This is a genomic window from Rouxiella chamberiensis, from assembly GCF_026967475.1.
Lineage (GTDB): Bacteria > Pseudomonadota > Gammaproteobacteria > Enterobacterales > Enterobacteriaceae > Rouxiella > Rouxiella chamberiensis.
Map to the genome: position 1 here is coordinate 558588 of NZ_CP114058.1, position 12833 is coordinate 571420.

A 12833-nucleotide genomic window follows, 5' to 3' on the forward strand; every position below is an offset into this window, starting at 1 on the left:
CAACCCCAAGAGGTTGGTTTTTAAGGGAATGTTTGGTCGGCATGAGAGGATTTGAACCTCCGACCCCCGACACCCCATGACGGTGCGCTACCAAGCTGCGCTACATGCCGACGCTGAACATTCAGTCTACTCATCCGCGCTTCGAAAGCAAGATGTCATGCAAACGAATGCTTTATTTTTAAGCAGTTAGTTGGCGACGAAGCGTTTCTGGTTGGTCAACACCTGCAAGAGCAGGCCCAATTCCGGTTTTTGATCGCTCAATTCTTTGCCATGGCTGTCATAGGCACGGTAATTGCCGTTGTTATCAAGCCTGATGGTCTGCGACGGCGTGGTGATAATCAATGCGCCATCGTTGCTGCTCGACACCCAGTTGTTGCTGCGACGCGCGGCAAACAGGTCTTCGCCCTGCGAATAGTCGGATGACGAGGTAGTGACATGCAGCAAACGTTGCATCAGCGTAGTCATTACGTCTTCATGGGCCGTGATTTTATTGACCGTCTGCGCAGGCGTACCCGGCCAATGCACCACGAGCGGAACCTCGATTTGCTGCGAATCCATCGGATTTTGCGAGGCATTGAGATCCACGCCTTTCGAGCCGGTTATCACCACCACGGTATTATTGAGCACGCCTTTTGCCTCGAGGCTTTTCAATACCTGGGCTATCTGTGCATCCACTTCCCCGGCACCTTGCTGATAACGACGGGTAATCGTTGCAACGGAAGGTTGGCGGCCTTCCTTGCTCTTTTGCGTGGCATCATCGGTGCCGTTAAAGCTCAGATAGGAGAACCACGGGCGCGTACCGCGCGTATTGAGCCACTGCTGCCATTGCTGCGTCGTCTGCTGATCGTTCTGCCGTACCGCCGGGGGCAGGGAGAAGTCTGACAACAGCGCCTGACGATACAGCGGGCTGGTAAAGCCGTCGGAGGCAAACAGGCCGAACTCGTAGTTCTGCTGGGCGAGCGCGTTCATCAGCGCAGACGGTTTGCGGGAGGTAATGATCCCCTGCAAATAGGTCGGCGAAATCCCGTAGAACAGGCCGAATAAGCCGGTATCGTCATCACTGCCGGAGCTGTAATGGTGCGTGAAATTCACGTTGCTGCTGGCAAAACGGCTCAACTCGGGCATGTTTTTGCCGGTGGTCGAGGCGTTCAGGCCGTTAACCACGATCATCAGCAGATTATAATTACTGCCTTTATCGCGGAAATTAATGGTATTGAGCGGGTATTCGACCGAAATCGCTTCGGGATCCCCTTGTTCAACCAGACGTTGCTGGTAAACCTGCGCATCAAGCAGGCCGTGTTTCTCGAGGAATTTACGCGCCGTCATCGGGTAGGAGAGGGGTAAATTCGAACGCTGCATGGTAATCGGGCGATAGAAATTGGCATCGGCCCAGATGTACATCAAATGCGAGGCAAAGAAGCAGCAGATAAACAGCACGACCAGCGGTTTGGCGAAACTGCGTCGATTCAGGCTGCGCAGTTTCTGCCATGCCCAGGTGCCGACCAGCATCTCGACCAGAAAAATAACCGGTACGCAGATAAACATCAGCTGCCAGTCGCGCGCTAAATCGGCCTGACCGGGGTTGACCACCAGTTCCCAGACCACGGGATTGATATGCAGATGGAAGCGGGTAAACACCTCGGTATCCACCAGCAGCAGCGTCAGGCCGGTTGTGGCGAGAATGGCTGACAGAAAGCGCAGCAATCGCTGAGACATCACCACAAAGGTGAGCGGGAAGATAATCAGCAGATAGACCGCGAATCCGACAAAGCTGAAATGACCAAGCCAACTGACCAGCGCGTAGATCCTGCCTTCAAGCGAGGAGGGCCAGTCAGAAACAAACAGGTATCGGCTACCGAGTCCGAGACTAAGCAGAATATTGAAGAAGGCGAACCAGTGTCCCCAGCTAACCATCTGGGATACTTTTTCGCGATAGCGCGGACTATTTGTCACCATAACAAGGTTTGGCTGAATGTTGAATTAATGGGCTTTATCTTCTCTTATGGACGCCTGAAGGGCGTCGGCGAACGAACGACCCAGAACCTTACGCTGAGCAGGTGCGACGCTGGTATTGATAAGATTGGTCACCATGTTGCCCAGAACCATCAGGGAAAGATCGGTTGGGGCGCGGTGTTTTTCCAGAACGGTGGCCAACTCTGACAGGAGTTGCTCAACTTGTTCGTCACTGTAACGGGATGATTGTGGCATAGATAATTGGGCTCAAAGCTTTACAAAGTCCAATATCTTAACTTATCACGGCACGAGTTTCCGCATTTTTATAATTCTAATCACGTGGGTTTATTGTTTGGGCATGTTAGAAGAGATTTCATGGCGTAAGGTTATGCGCTTGCAGCAGGCGGCCTTCGGTGTTTGAATACGCGGCGCAGGGGAAACCCCTAAACGAACAGGAGAAATACCATGAGTCTGGATATCGAGCAGATTGCTCTGCACCAGTTGAACAAACGTGACGAGCAGACGCTGGATGTTGTGCTGCGCGATACCCTTTTAACCCCGAATGCGGCGGTTGAAGAGATGATGGCCGAGTTGCATCGGGTTTACAGCGCGAAGAGCAAGGCTTACGGTCTGTTTTCCGAACAGAGTGAACTGGCCGACGCGCTGCGTCATTGCCGAAAGGGTGATGAAGATTTTCTGGGCTTTAGCCGTGCGGCGACGGGCCGACTGCGTGATGAACTGGCAAAATATCCGTTTGCCGAAGGCGGCGTGGTGCTGTTCTGTCATTATCGTTTCCTGGCGGTCGAATATTTGCTGGTGGCAGTATTGACCAGCCGCAGCAGCATGCGGGTAAACGAGCAGCTCGACGTCAGCAGCATCCATTATCTGGACATCAATCACGCCGATATCGTGGCGCGTATTGATCTCACCGAATGGGAAACCAACCCGGAATCAACGCGTTATCTCACCTTTTTGAAAGGTCGCGTCGGGCGCAAGGTTGCAGATTTCTTTATGGATTTCCTGGGCGCTGCCGAAGGTCTGGATGCCAAGGCGCAGAATCGTGGGCTGTTGCAGGCGGTGGATGACTACTGTGCCGAAGCGCAGCTGGATAAAAACGAGCGTCAAAACTACCGTCAGCAGGTGTACACCTACTGCAACGACCAGCTTCAGGCGGGCGAAGAGATTGCATTGGACGAACTGGCGCAGGAATTACCGCCGCTCGGTGACAAAGACTTCAAGCAGTTTTCAAACGATCAGGGATATGAGCTGGAAGAGAGTTTCCCGGCCGACCGCAGCACACTGCGTCAGCTGACCAAGTTTGCCGGCAGTGGCGGCGGGCTTAGCATCAATTTCGACGCGCTGCTTATGGGCGAGCGCATTTTCTGGGATCCGGCCACCGATACACTGACCATTAAAGGTACGCCGCCCAATCTGCGCGATCAACTTCAGCGCCGCTCGGGCAGTGGCAGTAAATAAACCTTTTCGTCAGCCAATAAAAAACGCCGCATTAAGCGGCGTTTTTTATTGTTCTCGCGTAGGCGTCCCTATGCGCATCAGCTTCTTTGGCGATTAAACGCGAACGAAGTCGATGTGAGCCAGTTTTGGCTTGAACGGGTGACGCTGTACAGCTTGAACTTTAACTTTGGTTTCTTTACCGTCGATAACCAGAGTGATGGCTTCGCTGTAAAATTCCGCTTTCAGTTCCTGGTTCTTTACAGAGTCATGGTCCAACTCGATAGAGATAGGTTCAGCAGAGCCACCGTAAACGATAGCTGGGAATTTGTTTGCTGCGCGCAGGCGGCGGCTCGCACCCTTACCCTGCGCAGTACGTACTTGTGCATTAATAGTAGTCATGATTTTTCTCTTAAAAGAAAATTACTGTTACAGGCGACCCAGCAACAGGTGATAGATCTTCGCTTCGCACATGGCGAAAGCGGGCGGTATGTTACCGAAGTATCGCCCTGACGGCAAATGATTAATCCCTGATATTTGCTTAATCGCTAGCCGCGCAGCTCGTAGGCACGGCGGAAGCGTCCCTGATAATCGAAGATTTTTTCGCGAATCTGCCAGAATCTGCCTTTCATGCGCGCGACGACAAAATCCGGATGCCGCAACAGCGCCTGCTGCGCAATGATATCCGCCGCCGTGTTCCACACCAGTTCAATACCCGGCGCGCGCTGATGCGGGCGCATAAAGTTGTGCACAAACGCGGTGCGCTGTGCGGGCGTTTGCAGTCGATAACGTTCGCTCGCGCTCGCGCCGTCTTCATCGTAATAAGTGATTTTTAGCCATTCCCCTTTATCGTCTCTTCCCGTTTCCAGATTCATGCCGCCGCAGCGCAGCACCAGCGCATCCTTGAGTTTCTGCGCGGCTTTGAGCATGTCGTCGGGATCGACCAGCACTTCCTGACACTGATGACAGCGGCGGGCGGCGATGTCGTTCTCTGCACCGCAGTGCGGACAGCTCTTGAAGCGAAAGCGGAAGTCGCACTGCTCGCGGTTGTCTTCTTCGTCTTCCAGCACGCCCTGACAGCGGCGGCCAAAATGCTCGATGACCGTGCCGTCGGCGGTGGTTTTGCCCCAGAAGATGTTGGCAAACCCGCAGGCAGGACAAAACACCTGCACCGGCTTATTGTCGCTGGCACCTTTTGGACTGCCCACTTCCGGCGTAAATAAATCGTGCGGATTGCCTGCGTAATCAAGGATTAAACAGTCCGTTTTGTCTGGCGCGAGACGCAGTCCACGGCCCACAATCTGCTGATACAGACTGACCGATTCTGTGGGACGCAAGATGGCAATCAGATCGACGTGCGGCGCATCAAAGCCCGTTGTTAACACCGAAACGTTAACCAGATAACGCAGCTCCTGGCGTTTAAACGCGTTGATTAGGGCATCGCGATCTACAGCCGATGTTTTGGCGCTGACCAGCGCCGCTTCTCCTGCGGGCAGCAGTTTGAAGACTTCGCCCGCGTGCTCTACCGTCGAGCAGAAGATCATGACCCCTTTGCGATCCTTGGCGAAGTCAATGATTTGGTTGACGATATGGGGCGTGATGCGTGCCTGGCGGCGCAGTTCGTCATTGAGGTCGGCTTCGGCAAAGAGTCCGCTGCTGTTGGGCTGCAAACGGCTGAAATCGTATTGCACCACCGGCATATCCAGCCGTTCCGGCGGCACCAGAAACTGATGCTTTATCATGTAGCGCAGCGGCAGCTCGTAGATGCAGTCGCGGAACAGGCTCTTTTCGTCGCCGCGCACGATGCCCTGATAGTGATACTGGTAAATCCAGCCCTTACCCAGACGATAAGGCGTGGCGGTCAGTCCGAGCAGCCGCAGACGCGGATTCTGGGTGCGCAGATGCGCAATAATCTGCTGATACTGGCTCTTGTCGTCATCGCTGATGCGATGGCATTCGTCGATAATCAGCAGCGAAAAGGCGCTGTCGAACTTGTCGAGGTTCGGCGCGACCGACTGGACGCTGCCAAACACCACTTTGCCCTGACTTTGCTTGATATTCAGCCCGGCGGCAAAAATATCTGCCTGGAGTCCGTAGGAGAGATATTTGCTGTGGTTCTGCGCCACCAGTTCCTTGACGTGAGCAAGCACTAACACGCGGCCACGCGCCACCCTTGCCAATTCGGCAATGACCAGACTTTTTCCCGCGCCGGTCGGCAGCACAATCACCGCCGGGTCGTCATGTTTGCGAAAATGCTGCAACGTGGCGTCAACGGCTTCCTGCTGATAGGGGCGAAGTGTAAAGGGGAGAGCTCGCATGAGGGACTCGCAGTCGAAACAGGCGGCTATTATGCCAAAAATCCGAGCCGGAGGCTAACGCACGTCCGTGAAAATTAGTCTGCAAAGTTTGGCAGATTGACGCGACAACGCAGGGTAAGGACCGCTATAATGGCCGCTCTCATAGGCAGGCATGCCCTGCATCTTCAATGAAAATTTCCTTCATCACCCTGCGGTTGCAGACTCTTGCGGCAGCGGGGTGTTGTGTTTTATCAAAGCGCGAGCAGCCTTTGCTCGCCCGGACAGGCTAAGTAGATTCAATGCGATTGGACAAGTTTTTATCTCAGCAGTTAGGCGTAAGCCGTGCGTTGGTCGCACGTGAGCTGCGTGCAAAGCGCGTTACCGTCGATGGCGAAATCGTTAAAACCGGCGCGATGAAATTGACGCCCGAAATGAGCGTCGAATTCGATGGCAACGTGCTGGAGCAGATCACCGGTTTCCGTTATTTCATGTTGAACAAACCGCAGGGCTACGTTTGCTCGACGGATGACCCCGATCATCCAACCGTTCTGTACTTCCTCGAAGAACCGGTCGCCTACAAGCTGCATGCCGCAGGGCGTCTGGACATCGATACCACCGGTCTGGTGCTGATGACCGACGACGGCCAATGGTCGCACCGCATCACCTCGCCGAAACACCATTGCGAGAAAACCTATCTGGTGACGCTGGAACATCCGCTGGCCGAAGACACCGCCGCGCAGTTTACCGCCGGCGTTCAGCTGCACAATGAAGACTCGCTGACCAAACCCGCGCAGCTCGAGCAACTGGAAGACTGCGTGGTGCGCCTGACAATCAGCGAAGGCCGCTATCATCAGGTCAAACGCATGTTTGCCGCAGTAGGCAACCGCGTCGTCGCGCTGCATCGCGAACGCATAGGTGAAATCGTAATGGATGAAGATCTCGAACCGGGCCAGTATCGCGAGCTTACCGAATCGGAAATCGCCTCGGTCACTGTGCCGCAGCGTCCTTGACACTGTAGCGGCGTTAGCGGCGCACGCTCACCCGAATCACTGACCTGTGTAAGCTCATCGGGATTCGCTTGCTTGCTGCCTTGCTACAGCGCCAATGACTTGGGCACAGCCGCAGCGTCCTTGACACTGTAGCGGCGTTAGCGGCGCGCGCTCACCCGACTGACCTGTCCAGAATGACTATTTTGAGGAACATATAAAAGTGCAAGAGACCCGGACATCCCACTTGGGTTTAATCCTGATTTTGGGCTTGTTGTCGATGTTGATGCCGCTGGCTATCGACATGTATCTGCCAAGTATGCCGATGATTGCCGACGAGTTTGGCGTGCCGGCGGGCAGGGTGCAAATGACGCTGAGTGCGTATGTGCTGGGTTTCGCCATCGGCCAGTTGTTCTATGGGCCAATGGCCGACAGTCTTGGGCGCAAGCCAGTGATTTTCTGGGGCGCGCTGGTGTTTGCGCTCGCAGCGGCGGCCTGTGCGCTTTCCAACTCCGTTGAGCAACTGGTTAACATGCGCTTTCTGCACGGCCTGTCGGCGGCGGCGGCAAGTGTGGTGATAAACGCCCTGATGCGCGACATGTTCACCAAAGACGAATTCTCCCGCATGATGTCCTTTGTCGTGCTGGTCATGACGGTCGCGCCGCTGCTGGCCCCGATGCTCGGCGGTGCGCTGATGCTGTGGTTCAGCTGGCATGCCATCTTCTGGGCGATGGCGATCGCGGCATTGATTGCGGCTGTTCTGGTCGGGGTCTTTATCAAGGAAACGCTGCCAAAGGAGCGGCGGCAGCGCTTTCATATGCGCACGACGCTAGGCAATTTTGCCTCGCTGTTTCGCCACAAGCGCGTGTTGAGTTATATGCTGGCGAGCGGCTTCTCGTTTGCAGGCATGTTCTCATTCCTGAGCGCGGGCCCGTTCGTTTATATCCAGCTTAACGGTGTTTCGCCGCAGAATTTCGGCTTCTATTTTGCGTTGAACGTCGTGGTTCTGGTGGTGCTGACCTTTATCAACAGCCACAATGTTCGCCGTCGCGGAGCCATCAAGATGTTCCGTCTGGGTCTGATGATTCAGCTGGCGATGGGCCTGTGGCTCGTCGCCGTGACGGCTTTCGGTTTGGGATTCTGGGCACTGGTGCTGGGCGTGGCGGGGTACGTGGGCTGTATCGCAATGGTCACCTCCAACGCGATGGCGGTGATTATGGATGACTTTCCGCATATGGCCGGTACTGCTGCATCGCTGGCCGGTACGCTGCGTTTTGGCACGGGCGCGTTGATAGGCTCACTGCTTTCGTTGTTTACGGCGCGAAGCGCCTGGCCGATGGTCGGATCCATGGCGTTTTGTATCATCGCCTCCGTGCTGCTGTATTTATACGCAAGCCGCGAAGGGAAGAAAGCGACGTCTGCCGAAGCCAGCACCGTTTCCGCAGAGTAGGCACCCGCGTAATGCAAAAAGCCGCTGAATCATTCAGCGGCTTTTTTGTGGGTATCATCTTGTGAGGCAAGTGTGAAAGATTAGGCCACTACCCCTGTGCTTTTGTATTTCGCCCGCGTCCTGGCGTAATGGTCGGCAAGTGCGATAGCCTTGGCACCCGGCACCAGTGCAATATCACACTCTTTTGGCAGCAGAGCCGTGACCAGGGCGGCAATCAGCAGCGAACCGGACAGCGCATAGATGGCCGTGTTCTGACCGTACAGGCTGACCAGCACACCCACCAGATAGGGACCGCAGAAACCGCCGAGATTACCCAACCCGTTGATGACGCCACGAGCGCGGCCCGCGGCTTCCGGCGTGGTAACCTTGCCCGGAATGGTCCAGAAGGCGCTGGTCGCGGCCTGCAGGAAGAAGCCGGCACAGACCAGGAAGCAGTAAGAACCGACCACATTGCCTTTAAACGCTACCGACAGGGCCAGACTGGCGGCAAAGCCGACCAGCGGCAGGATGATGAACATACGGCGCTTACCGGTCTTGTCGGAGAGTACAGACATCGCCAGAATACCCAGCATGGTGCCCACGTAAGGAATGATGGCCAGCAGGCCGACCGAGCTCATGTCACCGCCGGTCAGCGATTTCAGAATAGTCGGCAGCCACAGGGTATAACCATAAATGCCGGTCTGATAGAAGAAGTTGATAACAATCAGTTTTAAAATGGAGGTGTTGCGAAACACTTCTTTCAGCGGCGCATCTTCTACGGTAGCCAATTCTTTCAACGCGTCACGTTCGCGTTTCAATTCGGTAACCAGATAGTCGCGCTCGCGATCCGACAGCCATTTTGCCTCTTCGGGACGGTCACTGATGGTAAACCACCAGAACACCATCACGACCACGGAAAGCAGACCTTCGATGATAAACAACCAGCGCCAGTCGAGGGCATCAAGAATATAACCGGACATGGGCGCGGTGATCATTCCGCCGATGGGGGCAAACATCAACACATAGGCATTGGCCCGACCACGTTTCTGCATCCGGGAACCAGTTGCTGACCATCGTCAGTACCACCGGCAGCATCCCGCCTTCTGCCACACCCAGCGCAAAGCGCAGGAACAGCAGTTGATAATGGTTGTTCACCATCCCGGTCAGGACGGAGATAATCGCCCACGCAAACAGCGACCAGGCAATGAATTTACGGCCACTGCCGTTGACCGCAATACTGCCGCCCGGCACCTGTAAAAACAGATAACCGATAAAGAAAATACCCGCGGCCAGACCGGCCATGGATGAGGTAATACCTAATGCGCTGTCCATACCGCCCGGCATGGCAAAGCTGATATTCACGCGGTCCATGAAGGAAATAATGCAGGCGATCAATATTGGCGTAATTACGCGTAACCAGCGGGCCTTTGGTATTGTTTTATCCATGGGTACACCTCGTTTATTCACAGAAGCATTCCATCAAAAAGGGAATGAATTATTACGCGAATTCGGTTGGTATATGAAATAAGGCATTGGGGAAAATGTTCTTATTAACCTGATCCGACGATGTCCTAATAAAAGCATTTCTACCATTATATTATGAGACGTAAGTCACATTAGGCCATGTTAAAAAAGGATGTTACTGGTAACGTGATCCTGCCCATGCTGTCCGGGCAGGTATTTTGAAGGAGAAAAACTAGATGGTGCCGCCAAGGGAAATACGGTAATGCAGGTCAACTCTTTCAATTGTCGGGATTTTATTGATTTTTTCAGCATGATTTCAGCGGCGACCTTGCCGATTTCAAAACGTGGCGTAATGACACTTGCCAGCGGCGGCGTGGTCGCGAGGCCGATATCCAGCCCGTGAAAGCCTGAAATCGCCATGTCTTGCGGTACCTGAATGCCGAGTCGGCTGCATTCCTGCATCACGCCGACGGCAATGTCATCATTGGTACATAATACCGCATCGACATCGGGATTAAGCTGGCGCGCCATTGTCAACATTCCTGCGCCAATAGACACCGACGAGACTTTATTTGGCGTAATATGCTGCGGCGAAAGCTGGTTATTTTCCATCGCCTGGCGATAGCCTTCATAACGTTTCATATCACGCGGGTCTGACATGGAACCGAAATAAACCACGTGCTTCTTGCCACTGGCAATTAATGCCGACGCCATATCGAATCCAGCCTGAAAATTATCGAATCCGACGGCGATACGCCCATGGGAATCATCGAGATCCATCACCTGAGCCACCGGAATATCGGCGGCATTAAGATATTTATCAGCCTTTAGCGTGTGCACCGAATCGGTAAGGATTAATCCGGCCAGTCGGAAAGTCAGCAGATTGATAATATGCTCTTCTTCGCGTGATTTACTGTAATCATAATTGACTACCAGCGTCTGATATCCCTGAGTGGAAGTGACAGATTCAATACCGGCCAGCAGGTCGGAAAATATCTGATTATTGAAAGACGGCACGAGGATGCCAATCTTTTTGCTCTTGTTCTTTTTCTCTGTCTCTTCCAGCGGAAAACCGACTTCCTGCATGACTTTGGTAATACGTTCGCGTGTTTCAGGAGAGACCTTTTCGGGCGTGCGCAGAAAGCGGCTGACGGTCATTTTTGTGACGTCGGCGAGTAACGCGATATCTTGTAATGTGACGCGTTGGTTTCTCATCCGGAGGTCCTGCTGGTGCCAAAAGGGAGGGTGAAATGATACGCCGTATGTTACCAAATTGGTCAACGCTTAACAATGCAGCGAATAGTCAGAAAAAACTTTTACTTTCAGGATGATGACACATCCTGTTGCCATTACTTTCATGCTGGCGGATAAGCCGTTTGACTTAAGTTCAGCCTGCGGATGACAGCGATCACGCTTGAGGTAACAGAGTTTCCTAACACGAAATAAAGTGATCCGGATCACAGTTTAAAGCCGCGTAAACCGCTTTTATTAAGCCACTGCTTTTTATTCGCCTTGCACGTGGATGACACGGACATTTTCATTTGTAACGTCAGGAAAATTATTATGACTAATCTGTTCTCGCTGGATAACAAAAAAATTCTGGTAACGGGCTCTTCGCGCGGGTTGGGATTCCTGCTTGCAAAAGGGTTGGCCGAGCACGGCGCCGAAATCATTATCAATAGCACCACGCAGGCGTCGGCCAGCAAGGCGGCGGAAAGCCTGCGTGCAGCGGGATTCATCGCGCATCCGGTGGCTTTCGACGTGACCAGCGGTCAGGCGGTGCAGGAGGCTGTCGATAAAATCGAGCGCGAAATCGGGCCTATCGACGTGCTGGTAAACAATGCCGGGATTCAGCGTCGTCATAAATTTACCGAATTTCCGGAAAAGGATTGGGATGACATTGTGGCCGTGAATCAGAAATCGGTGTTTCTGGTTTCTCAGGCCGTTGCCCGCTACATGATAACCCGCGAGCGCGGCAAGATTATCAATATCGGATCCATTCAAAGCGAACTGGGCCGCGACACGATTACTCCGTATGCCGCTTCGAAAGGGGCGGTGAAGATGCTGACGCGCGGTATGTGTGTCGAGTTGGCGCGTTACAACATTCAGGTCAACGGCATCGCGCCGGGCTATTTCAAAACCGATATGACGCAGGCGCTGGTGGACAACAAAGAGTTTTCCGACTGGTTGTGCAAACGCACACCGGCAGCGCGCTGGGGAAATCCCGAAGAGCTGATTGGCGGTGCCGTGTATCTTTCCTCACGTGCCTCGGATTTCGTTAACGGTCACTTACTGTTTGTCGATGGCGGGATGATGGCGGCAGTCTAATCTTTTCATGTGGCCACTCTTTCCCTTTGATACTGGAAACCCTATGAGCACGAATGACAGGAAGATTGCCCTGATTACGGGCGCAGGCAGCGGTATTGGATTAAGCGCCGCCAAGGCACTGGTTGCCACAGGATTCGAGGTTATCCTCACCGGGCGTAATAAAGACAAGCTGGAGAAAGCGGCAGCGCAGTTTGCGCCCGGCAAGGCGCATGTCTTCACCGTCGACGTTGCCAATCCGCAGTCTGTGTCTGCGCTCTTTTCAACGGTACAGGAAACCTTTGGCCGCCTCGATGTGTTGTTCAACAATGCGGGCACCAATGTAAAAGACCAACCGATTGAAGACCAAGCCTATGAAGACTGGTTGACCGTCATCAATACCAATCTCAACGGTGCCTATCTGTGTACGCAGGCGGCGGTAAAACTGATGAAGCAGCAGACGCCGATGGGCGGGCGAATCATCAATAACGGATCGATTTCGGCGCACAGTCCGCGTCCCAATTCGGCGCCGTATACGGCCAGCAAGCACGCCATTACTGGCCTGACCAAAAGTACGGCGCTGGATGGTCGTAAATACAATATTGCCTGTGGTCAGATAGATGTCGGCAACGCGGCAACGGATATGGGCAATAAAGCGCTGGCAGGTAGAATGCAGGCCGATGGCGAGATTGCGCAGGAACCCGTGATGCCGGTGGAAAACGTGGGTGAGGCGGTGGCGTTTATGGCGAACCAGCCCGACGGCACCAATATCCTCACGCTGACGGTAATGGCGACCGCCATGCCTCTGGTCGGGCGCGGGTAGCGCTTGCGGCAAGCGAGGCAGCCTGACCCTTCGCCGAGTTCAGGCAGTGCACTTCAGACAGTAAAAAGGAGAATGCCTTACGCATTCTCCTTTTTTATTGCACGCATTTTGCCGATAACGTGGGG

Annotated in this window: 9 protein-coding genes, 1 tRNA gene and 2 pseudogenes; 5 read left to right on the forward strand and 7 right to left on the reverse strand. The window is 53.9% G+C overall.

Annotated features, from left to right (window positions below; translation table 11 throughout):
* Positions 1 to 33 precede the first annotated feature (33 nt).
* The 3 genes from O1V66_RS02710 to O1V66_RS02720 all read right to left on the reverse strand — a co-directional run bounded on the left by O1V66_RS02710 (position 34) and on the right by O1V66_RS02720 (position 2208).
* Positions 34 to 110 (reverse strand) — tRNA-Pro (locus O1V66_RS02710).
* Between the two features lie 76 nt (positions 111 to 186).
* Positions 187 to 1956 carry an LPS biosynthesis-modulating metalloenzyme YejM gene (gene yejM / locus O1V66_RS02715; RefSeq protein WP_045047281.1) on the reverse strand — a complete coding sequence of 590 codons (1770 nt, stop codon included), beginning with the start codon at positions 1954 to 1956 and terminating at the stop codon, positions 187 to 189.
* 24 nt (positions 1957 to 1980) lie between these two features.
* Entirely contained in the window at positions 1981 to 2208 is a 228-nt protein-coding gene (locus O1V66_RS02720) for a YejL family protein (RefSeq protein WP_017492806.1), read from the reverse strand.
* Positions 2209 to 2418: 210 nt separating this feature from the next.
* Between O1V66_RS02720 and yejK the strand changes: the two genes are divergently transcribed.
* Positions 2419 to 3429 carry a nucleoid-associated protein YejK gene (gene yejK / locus O1V66_RS02725; RefSeq protein ID WP_045047280.1) on the forward strand — a complete coding sequence of 337 codons (1011 nt, stop codon included), beginning with the start codon at positions 2419 to 2421 and terminating at the stop codon, positions 3427 to 3429.
* 93 nt (positions 3430 to 3522) lie between these two features.
* On the opposite strand, the gene rplY is transcribed toward yejK, so the two are convergent.
* Positions 3523 to 3807, reverse strand: a complete 285-nt coding sequence (rplY, locus tag O1V66_RS02730) for a 50S ribosomal protein L25 (protein ID WP_045047279.1) — start codon at positions 3805 to 3807, stop codon at positions 3523 to 3525.
* 146 nt (positions 3808 to 3953) lie between these two features.
* Positions 3954 to 5723 (reverse strand): DEAD/DEAH box helicase, encoded by a 1770-nt coding sequence (locus tag O1V66_RS02735; protein WP_045047278.1) that lies wholly within the window; start codon positions 5721 to 5723, stop codon positions 3954 to 3956.
* 278 nt (positions 5724 to 6001) lie between these two features.
* Between O1V66_RS02735 and rsuA the strand changes: the two genes are divergently transcribed.
* Positions 6002 to 6712: a 16S rRNA pseudouridine(516) synthase RsuA gene (rsuA, locus tag O1V66_RS02740; RefSeq protein ID WP_045047277.1), complete on the forward strand. Its 711-nt coding sequence runs from the start codon at positions 6002 to 6004 to the stop codon at positions 6710 to 6712.
* Positions 6713 to 6911: 199 nt separating this feature from the next.
* Positions 6912 to 8138, forward strand: a complete 1227-nt coding sequence (locus tag O1V66_RS02745; protein ID WP_045047276.1) for a Bcr/CflA family multidrug efflux MFS transporter — start codon at positions 6912 to 6914, stop codon at positions 8136 to 8138.
* A gap of 80 nt (positions 8139 to 8218) precedes the next feature.
* Here O1V66_RS02745 and O1V66_RS02750 read toward each other — a convergent pair.
* A pseudogene (locus O1V66_RS02750) lies at positions 8219 to 9563 on the reverse strand (MFS transporter).
* Between the two features lie 250 nt (positions 9564 to 9813).
* Positions 9814 to 10796: pseudogene (locus O1V66_RS02755) on the reverse strand (LacI family DNA-binding transcriptional regulator).
* A 348-nt stretch (positions 10797 to 11144) separates the two neighbouring features.
* Between O1V66_RS02755 and idnO the strand changes: the two are divergent.
* Both idnO and O1V66_RS02765 read left to right on the forward strand, forming a co-directional pair.
* Complete coding sequence (idnO, locus tag O1V66_RS02760; protein ID WP_045047273.1) at positions 11145 to 11909, forward strand: gluconate 5-dehydrogenase; 765 nt, start codon at positions 11145 to 11147, stop codon at positions 11907 to 11909.
* 43 nt (positions 11910 to 11952) lie between these two features.
* On the forward strand, positions 11953 to 12708 hold the full coding sequence (locus O1V66_RS02765) for an SDR family oxidoreductase (protein WP_045047272.1): 756 nt from the start codon (positions 11953 to 11955) through the stop codon (positions 12706 to 12708).
* The last annotated feature ends 125 nt before the right edge of the window (positions 12709 to 12833 follow it).